The sequence below is a fragment of the Celeribacter sp. PS-C1 genome (assembly GCF_019429625.1).
Taxonomy (GTDB): Bacteria; Pseudomonadota; Alphaproteobacteria; order Rhodobacterales; family Rhodobacteraceae; genus Celeribacter.
In genome coordinates this window covers 118,864-138,299 of the sequence record NZ_JAHXRW010000005.1, presented here as the reverse complement: position 1 = coordinate 138,299, position 19,436 = coordinate 118,864, and the positions used below count along the sequence as shown (strand labels likewise).

Below are 19,436 nucleotides of genomic sequence, written 5' to 3'. Positions count from 1 at the left end.
TCAGGCTAAAGAATATTTTCCGATTTCAAATACTCATACGGCGTCATAGCCTTGCCCGCGGCGATTTTCTGAAGCTCCAACAACTTGGCTTCGACGAGGGTGCGGTACCAATAGGCCTGAAGAAAATGAAAGAAAAATCCCTCCTTCCCATCCAGAAAACCGCGCCCCAAAACATACCGATAGACAAAGTACAGACTCGCCCGCAGAGTTGATGGAATGCGGGAATAAACCTTTTCCTTGAGCCAGCGTTTGCGTGCCGCCTGGCCGGTCATTTTCTCCATCCCGGCGTCTTTCGTTGCTCGGTCCCGCTCCATGATTTCCACCATGTCATAGACCTCACGCGTCGCGTAACCGTTGTGCTTGGCAACCCACCAGGTGAGATCGTTGAGATTGTGATCCACGAGATCACCGCCCTCAACCGTTTCGCTTTGCACGCTGTCGACGATGACATGCTCGTCCATCCAGCGCTGCTCGATCCGGCCTGCGCCCGTGCGCCAGACCCTAAGCATCATCGCCGGGTAGAAAAAACCATGGGTGATGGGGCGTCCGAGAAAGATCATCTTGCGGCGCAGATACAGCGCATTCACAGCCTCTTTCGGCGTCGCAAGCCATGTCTTCAGAGCGGCCCTCAGCCCCTCTTCCAGATACTCATCCGCATCGATGCGCATTGTCCATTCAGAGGTGATATCGCAGGTCTCCAGCCCGAACTGAAATTGGGTCGCGTAGTTCTTCCACGGATTTTGCACGACCTCTGCCCCAAGGCTTTTGGCAATTTCCGTGGTGCGGTCCGCCGAGAAACTGTCGATCACGCAGATCCGCTCAGCAACGCCGTCCAGCGACCGGATACACCGTTCGATATGCTGTTCTTCGTTAAAGGTGAGGATGATGGCGGTGATGGTTTGTGTCATGATGCCCCCTCCGATGCGGCAGCTATGGCGTCGGACAAGACGGCTTCGAGGTCCTGTGCCCCGGCGGCGACGGAAAAGCGTCTTTCATAACAGGGACGTGTCGCAGCTCTGATCTCTGCACGCCCCTCATCTGACAAAGCTAAGAAATTGCGCAGCATCCGGGATGTGCTCTCTACGGTGTCGTCACACGCCAATCCGGCATGATCCTGAACGATCTCTTTCCAGATGTTCACCTTCTTGGAAATGAGGACCGGCGTTCGCGTCGACAGGGCCTCTGCGACAACGATGCCAAAATTCTCCTGATGAGATGGAAGCGTGAAAGCCAGCGCATTGGCAAAGGCCGCCGCCTTTTGTGCGCCGGACGTCATCCCCGCCCAGTGCACGCGCGCTTCGACCCCACAGTCTTGCGCAAGCTGCTGCAAATCTTTTTGCCATCCGGTCTGGTCCGGCCCCGCAAAAACGAGATCGACATCTCCATAATCTGTCGCAATCGACGCGAAGGCCTTGATCAGGTTGTCGCAAGCCTTTTTCGGATGGATGCGGCTCAGAAAAAGAAGGTAGCGGCGCGCGCCAAGCGCCGGAACCTGTGCCTGAAACGCCTCGAAATCGGCCTCCGGGTTTTCAAGGAGCAAAGACAGATCTGTTGCACAGAACGCCACAACTTTGCTGCGGTAGGTCTGATGTCCCCAGAAGGCATTTTCGGCAAGCCGCTGTTCTTCATCACATGTGAAAAGCACGCGATAGGACCCGCTCAGCGCCCTGCCCTGCGCCGCCGTCCAAACGGCTTGTTTCAGCCAATGTTTGACGGGCTTCAGATCGCGAAAATAGGGATCAAGCATCCCGTGGCTGAACGTGACCCAAGGAATGTTTTGGGCATTGAGAGCCGAAAGCCCCGCAAACGTCGCGACATTCCACAACCCGTGGATCACGGCCACGTCTGCATCTTTTGCAGCCTCAGCAACCGCAGCATGGTACCGCCTGATCGCGTTTAATCCGCGCCGGCGAGACCCCGCGGCCAAAACAGGAAACTCAAACGCCTTGACCCAAGGCGCATCCGCAGCATCCAAGGTCACAAATGCCGGCGCATGGCCCATGCGCTTGTGCGCCTCCGACATCATCCGAGCATATTCAATCGGCCCGCCGCCTTTCGGATTGACCGATGCAATGAGATGCAGAATGCGCATGACTTACCCCTTACCTCGGTCAACCAACTCTTCCACGCCCTCGGCAAATCGCATGGCGTCGCCAAGGGGCGCCACTTCAAAGGCGGCCACACGCAGTCTACGCCAAGCATCTGAAGAGGACGCCAATTGATCCAGAAAATACGCCATGCCCTCGCGGTTGTCGGGCTCGACCACGAACCCGGTCTTACCACTCAGAACAAGCCGATCTCGTGCCCCCGCGTTATCGGAAATCAGGACCGGCAGCCCAAAAGACTGCGCTTCAGGCACGACATTTCCGAATTGCTCTTCATAGCTTGGCAACAAAAGTGCCAGTGCCTTCGACATCAATTTTGAGATGTCTTCCGTTTGCAGGAACCCTTCGAAAGACACATAAGGTTCTATCCCGAGCTCCTGCGCCCGCGCTTTAAGCATGTCTTCCAAGGGGCCAGACCCACAAAACCGCAATTGGCGTGGCCTGTCCGTGCTCTGACAATAGAGCGCAAAGGCGTCGAGCAAATTCGGAAGGTTCTTTTTTTCAACCAGACGCGCCACACAGAGGAAATCGCGTTCACCAAATGCGGGGCCTTCATCCGGCGTCGCCTCCGTCATCGGACCGTAACCGGCCTGGGCGCGAATGCGGTCCTGAGACACCGTGTTATATTCCCCGACGACATGGGTTTGGGCGACCCCGAGAAACCGGAAATAATCGCGACTGCGTTTTCCCGACCCGATGGCGCCATGATAGGGCAGAAACATCAGGCTTTTGAGAACCTCTCCCCTCAGCTTGCGCGGCTTGTCATCGAATTTCGAGCACCCCATCGTGTAAACCCTTCGCCCCCTAAGGCGCAGCCAGCAAGCAAACGCGAAGATGGCGGGCTCGTTCCAATGACACATCACATAATGCGCGCCTTTGTCCCCTTTGCTGGTACGGATTAACGCCTTCAAGAACGGCCAGAATTTCAGCGAGCGCAAATTTGTACCTGAAAACAGGGTTTTTCTCTCAAACGCGCCTTCGTCCCCGGTGCGCCAATCATAGGCATAACTCTCGCCGCAGATTTCAATTCCACTGACGTGATAACGCCCCTCGAGAAGCCGCGCACAGGCGTCGATGCGGTCGATGTGAAGCGGACCGAAGTTGTCCCAGAGGAAGGTGATTTTGTGCTGCATCCTGATCCTCAGAAATAAAGATTTGCGAGTTTGAGTCTGGGCCGCTTTCTCGCGAGTAGAGGAGCCGAACTTGCCTCCATGTCAGCTTCAAGCCTTCGCCGCGAGAAAAGACAGATCATCACCATGATGCCGAATGGATCTCCAAAGTTGATGAACTGCGGCTGCAACTGTGCACCTATGACCAGCGCCGTCAGAATGGAAAACAGGCGGCCTTTCATCGCACCCGGGGCTGAAGATTGCGCCTCCCTCCAGAGCTCTTTGAACCGCAGGAGGACGAACAGAAAAAAGGACACCCCGCCGAGCAGTCCCATTTGAAGGAAAACATCGAGAAAGCCATTGTGCGCACCATAATAGGCGCCGCGATTTCTGAACCCGTAACCGATCAGCGGCCTTTCTGTGAATTGTGGGAGGAAATAGCTCCAATGCCCATCTCGCCCACTTAGGCCGCTCGAGATCCCACGCGAGGAATCATAGAGCTTCAATGCATCGCCAAGTATCGAATTCGCCTGATTGAACAAAAGATCGAAGACTAGGATGCAGGGCAACGCCATGAGTGCGAATAGACGCAAGGGCCCGATTTGCCTAAAATTGAAGGACCATAAAAGCACATAGAGCAAAATGCAGGTTACGATTGCATATCTACTGCTGACCCCCAAAGCTGAGACTAGGGCAATGGCCAGCGCCAAATCGCTCCACCAACGCGGGCCGAAGAAAGACAATGCAACCATAGCAACGCATGCAGCGGCAAAGACATTTGGATGGATGCCACCGAGCCAGCGGTCAACCGGTGGGCCTTTAAGAACATATGCAGCAACGATAAACGCACAGAGCATTAGACTGCTGTAGACGAAAGATTTTCGTACTCTTTCCGAATACCCGAGCGCGCGAATAGCAAATCCTGCTCCGATAAAAACAATGATATTCAAGAGAATGGATGTTTTTTCAATCGCAAAGACCTGAAGAACTGCGACGCCAAAAAACAGGAGCAACAGCAAGTCCGAGGGTTTGAAAAAGCTTTTGAGAATTCTTGTATGTCGCACGATGATTACGGACAGGCATACAAGTGCCAAATAGATCGAAGCCGCATACGCAAAGCTTACGCTGCCATCGATCTCACCCGCTCTATTTCTAGAAAGCTGCAATAAAGGAAAAGTGACCGTCGCGAACAATATCGGCAGCCAGATGGACACATCAAAGAAAGCTGGACGAATGCGCGCAAGAGAGACGGGAGGGAGGCGATCTGTCATGTCACTTGGCCTTCCACGTCTTCACTGCAATCACACCATCTGCCAAGGCCAATGCGATCAGGGTCGCAATGATGGTCTCCTTCGACAAAATGGGGATCAAGGCGCACGCGAGATACAAAACCAGCGCCAGATAAGCGAACTCTGACTGGCGATTTACGGCGATGAGCCGGGTTCCCAGCGTCGTCCAAATTGCACAAAAGGTCGCGGCCAGCCCGAGCAAGGCGAATGCGAGATGGGTTTGGTCCATTTCATTGTGGCTGATGAGGGAAAGGAGTTGCGGCCCGAAGAGGATCAGGATCACCAGAGCAGGCGCCATGACGCTCAGTGTCAGCCCAACATTCAGGCGCATCAGCCGGTGGGTCAAAACAGTATTCTCATCCACTTGTGCCCGCGTCAGTTCGGGTAAACTCGCACGCGTCACAAGTCCGGAAAATTGCATCGGAATACGCGTCAGCATACGGGTGGAGGCAAAGACGGCCGCTGCGGCAGGTCCCAGCGTCCAGCCGATTGTCAGAACGACCCCTTGCAATCCGAACGAATTTGCCAATGTGAGCGCAAAGGCTCCCATTGAAGGTTTCAAAAGCCGGCGAAGCGTCGATTTGTCGAAAGCCTTAAAGCTGACGGTGTACTCGGGCTCATACCGCCGCTGTAAGCGGATATAGAGCAGTAGGGCGACGATCCGGGTCAGCAATTGCACCGATGCAGCGGCAACCAGACCGGCCCCCAGGCTGACCGCGACAAGCATCGCCGCCAAGGTCAGCATGAAAAGGAAGTCTTGCGTCAGGACACCAATGGCAAACTTGTGGGTGGCCTGGAACACGAGGCGGCGAATATTCATCTGAATGGAGAGAAGTGTAGCGAGCACCGTGAGAAATACCGCTATCGCGATCTCCGAAGCGGTGAAAACGGCACCGTCGTCGTCTTGCGCCAGCAAAAACCATACTGCGGTGCCACAAGCGATCAAGACCCCGACAAGGGCGGTCATGCCGGTGAGAAAGATCCATGTCGTGTTGAAAACGATCCTCGCCTCTGCCTTTTTCTCAAGAGTTTCAAGCCGCGTCATTTCCACGACACCCGCAGCACCGACACCGAGCTCGGAATAGGCCAGATAGTTGGGAATCGTGGAAATCATCAACCAGACCCCCAACCCTTCCACGCCCCAGAAATAAGTCAGGATTGGAATTGTCGCCAATTGAATGGCCAGCTGCCAGAGCTTCCCAACGGAATTGGCGGCCGTCCCCGTCAGAAGGCGCCAAAACACGTTGTTCTCTATCTTGCGGTTGAACATTCGCTTGCTTCTTTCATTGCCTTCCAAAGCGCTGACGTTTGAGACGCAGTGTTGTTTCAAGACGTGATCGGGTCTGAGGTGCTGGGCGTGTCTTTATGAAGACGGTCAAAGACGTCTGAAACATCCGAAATCTGCGTGATGATGCCGCGGTCCAGCAACGCCTGAGTGGCCGCAGGATCAGAACAACAAATCTGTTGCTCAAAGAAGATCTTGGACATTTCACGAGAGGCGTTTCTGGAAATCTCCCCCAGTTGATAGGGGGTGTCGAAGACCTTCAAACGCATGTTCGACGGGCGCTGGCGAAACTTCTTAATGAAATACGCGTAGCTTGGAAAATAGTAATGCAAGACGCGCCCGCCCTTGATGGACTTCGGCGCCTCGTCAATGGCCACCCATTTGTGGATATTGTAGTTGTAGAGAGGGGCACGCCCGCTGCGCATGAACGATTTACAGTTGTTATACCCGAGATAGAGGCTTCGGTGGATAGGCGTCCCAGTGAGGGGATTGGTCATCTTGGGAGGGAATTTGCCCGCGGTCACGAAACGGAAAAGTGTATGCCGCCAAAACGCGACGTGGCGCGGGGACAGGACACGGCTGAGACCCGCGCCGACATACCGCCAGATCGCATCGACGCGCTCCATGCGGTTGATGAACAGTGTTTGTGAGCGAAACGGATTTTCGTCCTCTCGCGGAACAGGAAAAACTTCCAGATTGGGAACGATGATCTGATCAACATCCTCGGGAATGGCCGCCAAACTTGCCCGCAGAGAGGCATCCCCCTCATTCGGCAAAAGGATTTCATCAGGATCGATACAGCTGATCCAGTTGATCCCGGCCCTGTGCGCCTCTTGCGCGGCGAACATGGTGTTGAGGCGCTTTCTGTGATCCATGTGCGTCTCGGGCTTCAACTCCGACAGCCAACGGCCCGGGGTTTTGATTTCGTCCAGCGACACGCAATCGCGCGCCTCAACAAAATTGAACGCCTTGACCTCTTCGGGCGCCTCATCCGTCGTTTGGTCCCAGAACAGATACACGCGCGCCACCCCGATCGCCTCGAAATACGGCAGCGCAAATTGGAGCAAATCCCATTCGTTCTTGACCGTAAACGTGATCGCGAAGCTCGGCATGTCTTGGGGTGCTAAGGCGGACATATTGTTCTCCTGATGCAGCGAGGTGAGGTTAGAAACTCACCCCTCCAGAGACACCGGCAACTCCAACCCGTGCTCTTTCAAAAGCGCCACGCGTTTGGCGGATTTCAGGTCTTCCTCGACCATCTCGGCACACATCTCCTGCGCGGTGATTTCCGGCACCCAGCCCAGTTTTTCTTTGGCCTTGGTCGGATCACCCAAAAGCGTTTCCACCTCGGCCGGACGGAAATAGCGCGGGTCGATGCGCATGATGACATCCCCGGGTTTCAAAGCGGGGGCCTTGTCGCCGGTGACGGATGCGACGATGGCAACCTCGTCCACACCCTGCCCCGAAAACTCTAGGTCGATGCCAAGCTCGCGTGCCGTCCAGACGATGAATTCGCGCACGGAATATTGCACCCCGGTCGCGATCACGAAATCTTCGGGAGCGCCTTGTTGCAACATCATCCACTGCATCCGCACATAGTCTTGGGCATGACCCCAATCGCGCAGCGCATCAATGTTGCCCATATAGAGACAGGGCTCCAGCCCCATCGCGATATTGGACAGCCCCCGCGTGATTTTGCGGGTCACAAAGGTCTCACCACGGCGCGGGCTTTCATGGTTAAAGAGGATGCCATTGCAGGCATACATCCCGTAGCTTTCGCGGTAATTGACAGCGATCCAATAGGCATACATTTTCGCCACGGCATAGGGCGAGCGCGGGTAGAACGGCGTGGTTTCCTTTTGCGGGATTTCCTGCACCTTGCCGAACAACTCTGAGGTGGACGCCTGATAGAACCGGGTCTTCTTCTCAAGACCGAGGAAACGGATCGCCTCCAATAGGCGCAGCGTGCCCGTGGCATCCACATCGGCGGTGTATTCCGGCGCCTCGAAAGACACGGCGACATGGGATTGGGCTCCGAGATTATAAACCTCGTCCGGTTCAATGTCGCGCAACAGGCGGGTAAGGTTCGACGTATCGGTTAGATCACCGTAATGCAGTTTAAGACGCGCATTGTCTGTGTGTGGATCTTCGTAAATATGATCCACGCGCTGGGTGTTGAAGAGAGAGGCGCGACGCTTGATCCCGTGGACCTCATAGCCTTTCTCAAGCAAAAACTCCGCCAGATATGAGCCATCTTGCCCGGTGATCCCGGTGATCAGTGCCTTTTTCATCTGTTTGTATCCCTTCAGGGTCTTACCGCGAGTGTTACAAATTCAAATCAGTTCAACAGAAACGCGCCGATCGGCGAGATGAGTCATGCGTGTTTCAAGACGGTCCAAAATGGCCGACATATCCCAATTTTCCAAAGCTCGGTGCCGGGCCATTCGGCCATATGCGAGACGCTGTTCGGGATCGTCCAACAGGGTTTCAATCGCCTCGGCGAAAGCCTTTGCATTTCCGGGTTCAGTGACGACGCCTGCGCCCTCAACCTCCTGTGCAAGTGCAGTCTCGGGGTAGGCGGTGGCGACAACCGGGCGCCCGGAGGCCAGCATATTCGTCAGCTTCGAAGGCAGAACCAATTCAGCGACACCCGCAATCTGCGGCAACAGATGCACATCGGCCATGCCCAAGGCATCGCTCAGCTTTTCAAACGGCTGAAGCGGGTAAAAACGGATGTTGTTTAACCCCTCTGCCTTCTGCTTGAGCGTTTCTAGAAAAGGCCCCTCGCCACAGATCACAAACGTCAGATCATCACGCTTCGCCAAAAGCCGCGCCGCCTCGGGAATGATTTCAAGCCCCTGCTTTGCCGCGACGTTGCCGGAATAATAGGCCACGTATTTGGTCTCGATCCCAAGCTCCGCCCGCATTGGCGAGAGACCTTCAATGACTTTGACCTTTTGCAAATTCGCCCAGTTGCGGAACTCGAAAATCTTGTCCTCGGGGATGCCATTTTTGCGCAATTTATCGAGCATAGGCCCCGAGATGGAACTGATCATATCGAACTTGCCCATCATCCACGCCTCAAAGGCCCGCGCTGCCCGTCCAAGCCGACTTTCAGGCGCAATCGCCCCCGTTGCGAACGCGGCTTCGACTTCGAAATCTTGGATGTGCAGCCAAAGCCTGGCGCCGGTCATCTTGGCGGTCACCCAAGCGGTGACTGCAGAGACAAGAGACGGCGCGACCACGAAAATCACGTCCGGGCGGTCCTTTACAGCATCCGCAATCATCCGCGGAAAGGCCGTCAAGGCAAAGCTCGCGTAATGCAGCATGCGGGTTTTGGCGGTCGGCGTCTTGGGCACGTAAAGCGGGCAATGCACGACTTTCGGCGTGTCCTTGTCCGCTTGGATCGTCCGATAGGTGTATTTGGGCCAGCCCTGCCTCAGACGCCATTGCGGATAATAAGGATGCGCGCACAGCACCGAAACCTCATGCCCACGCGCGGCCAGTTCATTGGCGAAACCGGTCGAGTACACCGCGATGCCGATTTCTTCCGGCGCGTAGTTCAGACTGAGACATTGTACTTTCAAATCACCACCGCTTTCCCTGGCTGGAGAAGGCCCGCCGCAACGCAGGCTTTGCGTTCGGCATGGTCAAGGCACACGTCGAATGACGCTCAGAAAAATCACCATTTACGCAGCTCCGACCCTTATTGTGCACGTGCAGCATACACCACCCTTGTGCAATTGCAGAAAAAATGTCACGCATAAAAAGAAAGATCGCTACACGCAGTGGTTGTAAATACCCTTTCTGACCACAGCGCCTAAAATTCAGACTTTTCACACAGCTGAACGAGAGCAATCGATGACGAAAAAGATATATATTGCCGGACACCGCGGCATGGTCGGAGGCGCAATCATGCGGCGATTGCAGGACCGACAAGCCGCAGGTGAAGATGTGATTCTCGTCACTCGCACCTCCGAAGAGCTTGATTTGACCAACAAGGCTTCGGTTCGCGGGTTTCTGCAAAGCGAAAAACCGGATCAAGTCATCTTGGCCGCAGCGAAAGTCGGCGGCATCATCGCTAACAACAGCTACCCCGCGCAGTTCATCTACGAAAACCTGATGATCGAGTGCAACGTGATCCATGCGGCCTATGAAGCTGGCGTGAAAAAGCTACTGCAACTCGGGTCCTCCTGCATCTATCCGAAAATGGCCAAACAACCCATGCGCGAAGATGCCTTATTGACTGGGACGCTCGAACCCACCAACGAACCCTATGCAATTGCGAAGATTGCGGGCATCAAACTCTGCGAAAGTTACAACCGCCAATACGGTGTCGACTACCGCTCGGTGATGCCCACAAACCTCTATGGACCGGGCGATAATTTCCATCCGGAGAACTCGCACGTCCTGCCCGCACTGATCCGCCGCTTTCACGAAGCGGCCCTGCGCGGCGATGAAACCGTCACCGTCTGGGGGTCGGGCAAACCGATGCGCGAATTCCTGCATGTCGACGATATGGCCGAGGCCTCACTTTTTGTTCTGGACCTCGACGAAGAGACCTATCAGCGCGAAACCGAGCCGATGCTGAGCCACATCAACGTCGGCTCCGGCACGGATGTTACCATTCGCGAGCTGGCCGAGATCGTCGCCCGCGTCACGGGCTTTTCGGGCACACTTGCGTTCGACGCCACGAAACCCGACGGCACCCCGCGTAAATTGATGGATGTGAGCCGACTGGCCCGCCTTGGATGGACTGCGACAACCCCGCTCGAACAGGGCATCGAAGAAACCTACGGCTGGTTCCTTGCGCAAGGTTTGGATCAACTTCGGTCTAAATAAGCGGTCTTCGGGCGAGATCGTGATCCTTTTGGCGGCAAAAACACCGTCAGCGCGGAATAAGTGAAACAAAGACCAACAAGGCGCATGGAGCTGCGCCAGAAGACAGCGAACATGAAGAATATCGGCAAATTGCAGTGAATGAGAACAACGTGTCCCTAGATCGACCCATCCGTCAGACTCCGCCAAACGCGTCCTCAGATGACGATGTGATCGATCTCGGCGCATTGCTCCGAACGATGTGGCGTAAGAAGCTTTGGATCCTCGCAAGTGTGATCCTCTGCATGGCTGCCGGCACCATCTACACCTATAAAATCGCGGTGCCGAAATACCGTGCGACCTCGGTTGTCCTTCTCGATACGGCACAGGATCAACTGATCGATCTTGGCGCTGTGCTGCCAAGTCTCGGAGCGGAATCCGAGGCCATCAACACCGAAGTCGAGGTCCTCAAAAGTCGCCGGCTTCTCGAACGTGTGGTCAACGCCGCCGATTTGACACAGGATCCGGAATTCAATGGTGCGCTGCGCCCGCTGAGCCTCAAGACAAAACTCAAAAACCTCGTGACTGGCGCGACACCGGTCTCGCCGAGCGCAGACCAACAGGTCAGGAGCGCAATCAATGCCCTTTTGGGGCAGATGTCCGTGCGCAACCTGCCGAACACCTATGTATTGCAGATCACGATGGAGACGGAAAACCCCGCGAAATCGGCGATGCTCGCGGACACGGTGGCGGAACAATACATCCTCTATCAGATGGACGTGAAGTTCGAAGCGACCCGCGATGCCTCGGAATGGCTCACCTCGCGCGTCGCCGATCTCAAGATCGAGCTTGAGCAAGCCGAGGCACGCGTCGCGGAGTTCTCCTCCAATTCCGAGGTGGTCAGCATCGAAACTGTGCAGGCACTCGAACGCCAACTCAAAGAACTGCGCGACAGGCTTCAAGCCCTTCGATCCTCTCTTGCCGCAGACACGGAACGACTGAGCGCTCTGGAAAACGCACAAGACGCGTCACCCGAAGAGAAAGTCGCGCTCGCTGCCGATCCGCGTCTTGAAACGATCCTTCGCGAAAATGGGCCCGGCCCAGCGTTTGACGCGCGGTTTCGCCAGATCGTCAACCTCGCTGACATTCAGGTTCAACGGGCAGAGGCTCAGGTTCAGGCCTTGATGACCAGCGTCACTGCGCGTGAGGCGGATATTGCGCGGCAGAGCGACGAATTGATCCAGCTTCAACAATTGACACGCGAGGCCGAGGCCAGCCGCCTGCTCTATGAGTATTTTCTGAGCCGCCTCAAAGAAACATCCGCCCAAGAGGGCATTCAGCGCGCCGACAGCCGCATTCTGTCGAATGCCGTCCTGCCCGGTGGCCCCTCAGAGCCCCGCAAATCGCTCATTCTGGCCATGTCCATCATTGTTGGCGCCATCATTGGCATCGGCGGCGTGTTGCTTTGGGAAATGCGCCAGAACGGGTATCGTCTGTCGTCGGAGCTTGAGGAAGACACCGGTATGCCCGTCATGGGACAACTGCCGATTTTTCCGACCTCGAGCCGCCGAGATGCGCTTGAGTATCTCGCAGCAAAGCCCACTTCCGCGGCGGCCGAAGCCATACGAAACCTGCGAACCTCTGTTCTTTTGTCCAGCATGGATAGAACGCCGAAAGTCATCATGCTCTCCTCGGCCTTACCGGGAGAGGGCAAGACGACCGTCTCGTTCGCCTTGGCGCAGAATTTCGTCGGGCTGGGCAAAAAGGTTCTTTTGATCGAGGGCGACATTCGCCGTCGTGTCTTTAGCCAATACCTCGACGTCAAAGATGCCAAGGGCATGATGGCCGTGCTCTCGGGAGAAACCTCTCTCGCCGGAGCGGCCATTCATGATCCCGTGCTCGGCGCGGATATTCTGATCAGCGAACAGACCGATGTGAATGCTGCCGACATCCTGTCGTCGCAGCAATTCAAGAGCTTTATCGACACGGCGCGTGAAACCTATGACATCGTGATCATCGACACGCCGCCCGTTCTCGTCGTGCCGGACGCCCGTGTCGTCGCCCAACTCGCGGACACGGTCCTGTTCACTGTGCATTGGGACAAAACCTCCAAGACACAGCTGCGCGACGCCTTGCGAATGTTCGATATGGTCGGGGGGCGGATCAACGGTCTGGTGCTCAACCAAATCGACCCGAAAGGCATGCGAAACTATGGCTATGGCGACAGCTATGGCGCTTACGGCGCCTATGGCAGCCAATATTATACAAACTGATCGAACCGCCTAACTTTGACACAAACACGAAAGCGGATGTGATGCGCAGAAGCCTATTCCAAGACTTAGCCCCCAGACCAAATGGTTTGAATGGCAATTTTTCGCCATGCGTAGACGCAACGCCGACCTTAGATAGGGGCCTGTATTCTTGCGTATAGCAGTTGTTATTCTCACCGCCTTGACGCTCTCCTCCTGTGGGACAGTTTATAAGAGTCAGCGCGTTGTCGCCGGAACGACGGATGAGGCGAAAGTCCGCGTCATGGAAGTTACGCCCCAGTCCGTGCTCGTCGCCAACAGGTCGTCCTACGCGCCACGCGAACTGCCCGCCGTCTTCAATATGACAAGCGGCACCGGCGGCGGCATTCGCGGCACCGGCGCCGTACCCGAACCCGCCTATACGGCGCAAACCCGTCCGAATGCGCTTGAGACACGCCTTCCGCCCGATGTCACCCCTCAGCCCTACAAGATCGGTGTTGGGGATGTGATCCTTCTGGCCACCCCCTCCGGCAATTCCATCGAAGAGCTGTCTGGCCTGCTCGCCGCGCAAAACAGCCGTCAGGGCTATACAGTGCAGGACGATGGCAGCATCGCGATCCCCGACGTCGGACGCGTGTCCATCGCAGGCATGACGCTCGAAGAGGCCGAAGCCAAACTGTTCCAAAGCCTGGTCTCCGCCCAGATCGAGCCGACCTTCAGCCTCGAGGTTTCGCAATTCAATTCCAAGAAAGTCTCTATCGGTGGTGCTGTCAGAGATCCCGGCGTTGTACCGATCACCCTGACCCCTCTCTATCTGGACGAAGCGCTCGCAACGACGGGCGGAACCACGGCGTCGAACCTCGATTACACCTCAGTGCGCCTCTATCGCGACGGAACGATTTACCAAATTCCGCTTGAGGAACTCTATTCCAACAGCAGCATCAAGAAGATCGTGCTCCAGCCCGGTGACAGTATTTTCGTCGACGACACATATCAGCTCGATCAGGCCTCGGCATATTTCGCGCAGCAAATCCAACTGGCGCAATATCGCCAAGGCGCCCGCACCACGGCTCTGGCCCAGCTTCAGGCAGAGGTCGCCCTGCGTCGCGATCAACTTAACGAAGCCCGCGACAACTACCGCGCCCTCACCGAATTTGATGCTGCGGAGCGCGACTATGTGTACCTAACCGGCGAAGTGAAAACGCAGGGACGTTTCGACCTGCCGCTTGGGCGTCAGGCGAGCCTTGCAGATGCGCTCTATGAGGGAGCCGGAGGCCTTGCGTCCTCCACTGCTGATCCGCGTCAGGTTTATGTCCTGCGTGGTTCCACGGATCCGATGGAATTCGACTCGCTGACGGCCTGGAAACTTGACACGAGCAACGTCGCCGCACTGACCTTGGCCACCCGGTTCGAATTGCGCCCGAATGACATCGTCTTCATCGCCGAGCAACCAATCACACGATGGAAGCGCACGATCGACCAGATCACGCCAACCATTATTTCGATCGGCGCCAGCGCTGCTGCCGGATGAGGTGATGTGATTTTCGAACGGGGAAACTGTGTGCAGTCGGCACAGGAATTGTGCCGATGCTCTCCGGCGAAAGAGTTGAAAGTGCCTGTTTTCGGCAAAAAAGGGCGAATTTAAGCTTTCCTCATGCATTTTTGCGATGAATCGCCTATACTCAACCTTAAGACGAATTAGATTCTCTTGCCGTGCAAGAGCCCCTCTCCCGAAAACATTGCGAGTTCATCATGTCCAAATTCACCATGTCGAAATACGCCTTCCTGACGCTCTCCGCCGTAACATTGTCCGCGACAAATGCGATGGCGCAGTCCGCTCCGGCGCTTGATTGTGCCCTGCCTGCCAATGTCGGATCCCCGGCATGTCTCAACCTGCCGCCCGTCGGCGATGTGCAGAACTTTGTGCCCGTGATTGCCCCGGCTCTCGCGGCCGCAGGGGTTGCAGCTCTCGCGGGCGGCGGAAGCTCGACCTCCACGACATCGACGACGGCCACCACCTCGACCACGAACTGATCACAGTTCGACTCTCTTCTGAAAAAGCACCTCTCGAGGTGCCTTTTTCATATCTGGTCCGCAGAGCTCAACACTTCCTTAGACATTCTCTGCTTTGCTCTTTCCTGAACCGATCCGCTTCGGTGCTGGGGAAGAACACCCCGATGTTTCATCAGGGGGGTTGCCATGCTTTTCAAAACCGTCACGCGGCTTTACGACATTCCTGCCGCCCTGTTGTTGGGCGCGAGCCTATTGGGGATTGGCGTTGGAGGTCCTGCCCAGGCCGTTCCCCACGCCATTCAATCGCGGTCCAACCAACCCGGTGCAACCATCATTATCACCGGCGATCCGGGCGGTGGCGTCCAAGCGCGCTACAATGAGATTGCAGAAATCAACCGGCTTGGACAAAGGGTCGAAATCCGGCGCGGCGACTGCGTATCGAGCTGCACGATGTTTCTTGGCGCCGACAATGTCTGCGTCTCCCCGCGCGCCGTCTTTGCGTTTCATGGCCCCTACCGGCTCGGTAAAAAGTTGAGCCCGGCAGAGTTCGATCACTGGTCCAACTTGATCGCCGCGCATTTTCCGGATGCCTTGAGGCAGTGGTACATGAACACAGCGCGCCACAAAATTTATAGCGTCACCCGGTTGTCCGGAGCCGAGGTGATCAGAAAAGGCGTGCCGCGCTGCCATTGATACTTAGGATCACAATGATTCACGCATAGGTAGAGCTATCTCTCAGGACAGAACTTTACCGAAGACCAAAAAGCAGCGGTCCGAGAATACGGTTTCGTAGAGTTTATAACCAAAAATCCTGCGAATCGGGCATATTTGACGCAGAGGCCAGATCACTCGCCTTAGACGCGACTTCCCCTAGACTTCATGCAGGTTACACATCTATCAAAGATAGGTAGGTAAAGTCGATTGCGGATCAGGGAACGAATGAATGCCTTTGATTACACCGGTTATTTTGTGCGGCGGTTCAGGAACTCGGCTTTGGCCTCTTTCGCGCAAGAGCTATCCAAAGCAATTCGTTCCCCTGGTCAATGAGCAAACCCTGTTTCAGGCCTCGGCCAAACGTCTGAGCGGCCAGAGCGGCACACTGGACTTCACGGCGCCCACGGTGCTCACAGGTTCAGATTTCCGCTTCATCGTGACCGAACAGCTCTCTGCGATCGGCATTGATCCCGGCGCAATCCTGATTGAGCCAGAGGGTCGCAACACCGCCCCCGCGATCTTTGCCGCAGCCCTCTACCTCATTGAAAATGACCCCGACGCCATCATGTTGGTGGCGCCTTCCGATCATGTGGTCCCGGATATTGCTGCCTTCCATGCCGCGATTGAAAAAGGTCTGGCCGCACTCGGCGCGGGCAAACTCGTCACCTTCGGCATCAAGCCGACACACGCGGAAACCGCCTATGGCTATCTTGAACTGACTGCACAGCCAGACGCGTCCGGCTCCGCCGTGGATCTCAAACAGTTCGTGGAAAAACCCAATGCGGACCGAGCCGAAGAGATGGTCGCTGCCGGGACCTTCCTCTGGAACGCGGGAATTTTTCTATTTAAGGCCAAGGACATCATCTCCGCCTTCCAAGAATACGCCCCCGGCCTGACCGAGCCGGTCTCAGTGGCAGTCGAAGCCGCACAGGTTGATCTCGGCTTTCTGCGCCTTGACCCGCCGGCATGGTCCAACGCCGAAGATATTTCCATCGACTACGCGGTCATGGAAAAGGCCGACAATCTGGCCGTTGTTCCCTTTGACGGCGGCTGGTCCGACCTAGGTGGCTGGGACGCGGTCTGGCGCGAGGCGGGCCCCGACGAGAACGGCGTCGTCACCTCTGGCGATGCGACCGCAATCGACTGTAAAGACAGCCTCATCCGCTCCGACAGCGACCGCCTTGAAGTGGTCGGCATCGGTCTCGACAACATCATGGCCATCGCGATGAATGACGCGGTTTTGGTTGCCGACATGTCCCGCGCGCAGGATGTGAAAAAAGCCGTCACCGCGCTCAAGGCCAAAGGGGCGGGCCAAGCCACTCAGTTCCCAAAAGATCACCGCCCTTGGGGTTGGTTCGAAAGTCTTGTTGTCGGCGGGCGTTTTCAGGTGAAGCGCATCCACGTCCACCCCGGCGCTGCACTCAGCCTGCAAAGCCACTTTCACCGCTCCGAACACTGGATCGTGGTCGAAGGCACCGCGCGCGTCACCGTCGATGATGAAGTGCAATTGGTGACGGAGAATCAATCCGTTTACATTCCTTTGGGCGCCGTGCACCGGATGGAAAATCCCGGCAAAGTGCCGATGGTTTTGATCGAGGTGCAAACCGGGTCTTACGTTGGCGAGGACGACATCATCCGTTACGAGGATGTCTATTCCCGCGGACAAGGCGCAAAAGGTTAAGAGAATATGGCTCCCAAATTCGGCACCAGTGGCCTGCGCGGGCTCGTCACCGAGCTGACCGACGACCTCGTCGCAGATTATGTCCATGCTTTTCTCAGCACGGTGAAATCCGACACGCTCTATGTGGGCCAAGATTTGCGACCCTCCTCCCCACGCATTGCCGAGACTATCTGTGCCACGGCGCGAGCCGCGGGCGTGGACGTGATCGACTGCGGCGCGCTCGGGACACCCGCGCTGGCGCTGTCGTCAATGGCGGCCAAAGCCCCTGCGATCATGGTGACCGGAAGTCACATCCCGGCTGACCGCAATGGCTTGAAATTCTATCTACCCGAGGGAGAAGTGTCGAAGGCGGACGAGGCGGCAATCAACGCGGCCTATGCGGATAAGACACGCTATAAGGGCGCGACGAGCGGCGCATGCCAGGCGGCCCCCGAGGCCGAAACGCTCTATATCGCGCGTTACATCGACGCCTTTCGAAAAGGCGCACTCGAAGGCCTCAAAATCGGTGTCTATCGCCATTCCTCCGTGGCCCGCGACACGATGGAGGCGATCTTCACAGGCCTCGGCGCAGACATCGTGTCGCTGGCCCATTCCGACACATTCATCCCCGTTGACACCGAAGCGGTCGACCCCGAGACCCGCGAGAAATTGCGCGCTTGGTGTCAGGTCAATCAGCTCGACGCCATTGCCTCGACCGATGGCGATGCCGACCGGCCGATGCTCACCGATGAGACGGGCAAAGTCATTCCCGGCGACATTCTCGGCGTGTTGAGCGCGCAGGTTCTAGGTGCAAAGTCCGTGGTCACACCGGTGTCCTCTAACGACATGGTCCGCCGCCTTCCCGAATTCGACGAGGTGATCCTGACTAAGATCGGCTCGCCCTTCGTGATCGCGGGCATGGCCGAGGCCAAACACCCACAAGTGGTCGGATTTGAGGCCAATGGCGGCTTCCTCTTAGGCTTCGAGTCGGTTCTGAACGCCCCGCTTTCGCCACTGCCGACCCGTGACTGCATCCTGCCGATCCTCGCACCTCTGGTGGCCGCAAAACAGGCCGGGCAGAGCCTGTCCGCATTGGTCTCCGACCTGCCGCCCTGTTTCACCGCGGCCGACCGGGTGCAAGAAATCGATCGCTACAAGGCCAAGGTCTTTCTCGACGGGCTGATTGCAGACGCCGACACGCGCGCGGCTTTTTTTGCTCCCTTCGGCACGATTGTCGCGGTGGACCTCACCGACGGACTGCGCGTCGATTTCAAAAGCGGCGATGTGCTCCACCTGCGCCCCTCCGGCAATGCGCCCGAATTTCGCATCTATGCGCAGGCAGCCAGTGAAGAGAAAGCGCAAACGCTGGTCCGATCTGCCTATCAGAATGTCGAAAAAGCGGTACTTTAGAGCCTATCAAGGAGCCGTTTGCACAAATTCCACATGTCCGTCCGTGATGAGCGCCGCGGTCAGCCGCCCCGTGGCATAGGCGCCGGTGTCGATGGAGATCACCCTGCTGCGCTCCTCAGGCATATCGACGATCGTATGCCCATGCACGACCCAAACTCGGTCTGGCCGCATCTGACGCCGAAATCCTCTGTGCCCCCACATCAAACTCTGCGGATCCTGTTCGGCGATGGGTTTCTCCGGGTCGGCGCCTGCATGTACCACAGCAACATTTCCGCTTTGAAACCAATAGGGCCTCACTGACAACCACTCGACCAAACCATCGGGCAGTCGCTCCAAAAGCTGATCGCGGGCCAGCCGCAGGGCCTCGCCTGAGTTTTGCACCCCAAGCTGAAACGCACCAAAACTCGCCATAGTCTGCAACCCGCCATGACGCATCCAGCGATTGCCCGCTTCTTCCGGAGCGCGCAGAAACTTCAGCATCATGTCTTCGTGGTTGCCCCGCAGGCAAATCGTGTCAGGGCGCTCCGCCTCGACCTCTCTGAGCCGCGACAGGACATCCGCACTATGGTCGCCGCGGTCGATGACATCGCCAACAAATATCCAACGCGCCCGTGGCGCCTGTGTCGCGAGTTTTTCAAGGATGTCATCGAGACATCGGATCTGACCGTGAATGTCGCCGACGACCGCGAGCGCCTCATCCGGCGTTGGAAGGGTCTGCCCTCTTCGTGTTGAGAAACTCACCTCGGACACTGGCTGACGACGCAAACGCTTGAACATTTCGCGG

At 56.7% G+C, this 19,436-nt stretch carries 16 protein-coding genes; 7 read left to right on the top strand and 9 right to left on the bottom strand.

What is annotated here, in order from left to right; translation table 11 throughout:
- Positions 1-5: 5 nt before the first annotated feature.
- From J5Y17_RS09330 to J5Y17_RS09295, 8 genes are read right to left on the bottom strand one after another with little or no spacing between them, the layout of a single operon-like run.
- A complete protein-coding gene (locus J5Y17_RS09330; protein WP_219784977.1) occupies positions 6-908 on the bottom strand; it encodes a glycosyltransferase family 2 protein in 903 nt (300 codons plus the stop codon).
- Positions 905-2,092 carry a glycosyltransferase gene (locus tag J5Y17_RS09325; RefSeq protein ID WP_219784976.1) on the bottom strand — a complete coding sequence of 396 codons (1,188 nt, stop codon included), beginning with the start codon at positions 2,090-2,092 and terminating at the stop codon, positions 905-907. Before J5Y17_RS09325 ends, J5Y17_RS09330 begins: the two co-directional genes overlap by 4 nt.
- Before the next feature lie 3 nt (positions 2,093-2,095).
- Positions 2,096-3,238 (bottom strand): glycosyltransferase, encoded by a 1,143-nt coding sequence (locus J5Y17_RS09320; protein ID WP_219784975.1) that lies wholly within the window; start codon positions 3,236-3,238, stop codon positions 2,096-2,098.
- An 8-nt stretch (positions 3,239-3,246) separates the two neighbouring features.
- A complete protein-coding gene (locus J5Y17_RS09315) occupies positions 3,247-4,485 on the bottom strand; it encodes an O-antigen ligase (protein WP_219784974.1) in 1,239 nt (412 codons plus the stop codon).
- A 1-nt stretch (position 4,486) separates the two neighbouring features.
- Positions 4,487-5,773, bottom strand: coding sequence for an oligosaccharide flippase family protein (locus J5Y17_RS09310; RefSeq protein ID WP_219784973.1), 1,287 nt, complete (start codon positions 5,771-5,773; stop codon positions 4,487-4,489).
- Positions 5,774-5,829: 56 nt separating this feature from the next.
- Positions 5,830-6,924 (bottom strand): glycosyltransferase family 2 protein, encoded by a 1,095-nt coding sequence (locus J5Y17_RS09305; RefSeq protein WP_219784972.1) that lies wholly within the window; start codon positions 6,922-6,924, stop codon positions 5,830-5,832.
- 36 nt (positions 6,925-6,960) lie between these two features.
- Positions 6,961-8,079 (bottom strand): GDP-mannose 4,6-dehydratase, encoded by a 1,119-nt coding sequence (gene gmd, locus J5Y17_RS09300; protein ID WP_219784971.1) that lies wholly within the window; start codon positions 8,077-8,079, stop codon positions 6,961-6,963.
- A gap of 42 nt (positions 8,080-8,121) precedes the next feature.
- Positions 8,122-9,375: a WcaI family glycosyltransferase gene (locus tag J5Y17_RS09295; RefSeq protein ID WP_219784970.1), complete on the bottom strand. Its 1,254-nt coding sequence runs from the start codon at positions 9,373-9,375 to the stop codon at positions 8,122-8,124.
- Positions 9,376-9,649: 274 nt separating this feature from the next.
- Here J5Y17_RS09295 and J5Y17_RS09290 point away from each other — a divergent pair, with 274 nt between their 5' ends.
- From J5Y17_RS09290 to J5Y17_RS09260, 7 genes are all read left to right on the top strand, one after another.
- Positions 9,650-10,630 (top strand): GDP-L-fucose synthase, encoded by a 981-nt coding sequence (locus J5Y17_RS09290; protein ID WP_219784969.1) that lies wholly within the window; start codon positions 9,650-9,652, stop codon positions 10,628-10,630.
- A gap of 149 nt (positions 10,631-10,779) precedes the next feature.
- Positions 10,780-12,879, top strand: a complete 2,100-nt coding sequence (locus tag J5Y17_RS19310) for a GumC family protein (RefSeq protein ID WP_370628911.1) — start codon at positions 10,780-10,782, stop codon at positions 12,877-12,879.
- A gap of 259 nt (positions 12,880-13,138) precedes the next feature.
- The gene (locus J5Y17_RS09280; RefSeq protein ID WP_219784968.1) at positions 13,139-14,386 is read left to right on the top strand and encodes a polysaccharide biosynthesis/export family protein; all 1,248 of its coding nucleotides are present in this window, start codon (positions 13,139-13,141) and stop codon (positions 14,384-14,386) included.
- A gap of 221 nt (positions 14,387-14,607) precedes the next feature.
- Positions 14,608-14,889 carry a hypothetical protein gene (locus tag J5Y17_RS09275; protein ID WP_255571993.1) on the top strand — a complete coding sequence of 94 codons (282 nt, stop codon included), beginning with the start codon at positions 14,608-14,610 and terminating at the stop codon, positions 14,887-14,889.
- 165 nt (positions 14,890-15,054) lie between these two features.
- Complete coding sequence (locus J5Y17_RS09270; protein ID WP_219784967.1) at positions 15,055-15,561, top strand: hypothetical protein; 507 nt, start codon at positions 15,055-15,057, stop codon at positions 15,559-15,561.
- A gap of 250 nt (positions 15,562-15,811) precedes the next feature.
- On the top strand, positions 15,812-17,263 hold the full coding sequence (locus J5Y17_RS09265; RefSeq protein WP_219784966.1) for a mannose-1-phosphate guanylyltransferase/mannose-6-phosphate isomerase: 1,452 nt from the start codon (positions 15,812-15,814) through the stop codon (positions 17,261-17,263).
- A 6-nt stretch (positions 17,264-17,269) separates the two neighbouring features.
- On the top strand, positions 17,270-18,652 hold the full coding sequence (locus J5Y17_RS09260) for a phosphomannomutase (RefSeq protein WP_219784965.1): 1,383 nt from the start codon (positions 17,270-17,272) through the stop codon (positions 18,650-18,652).
- A 6-nt stretch (positions 18,653-18,658) separates the two neighbouring features.
- Here J5Y17_RS09260 and J5Y17_RS09255 read toward each other — a convergent pair whose 3' ends face one another.
- Positions 18,659-19,429, bottom strand: coding sequence for a metallophosphoesterase family protein (locus J5Y17_RS09255; RefSeq protein ID WP_219784964.1), 771 nt, complete (start codon positions 19,427-19,429; stop codon positions 18,659-18,661).
- Positions 19,430-19,436 lie beyond the last annotated feature (7 nt).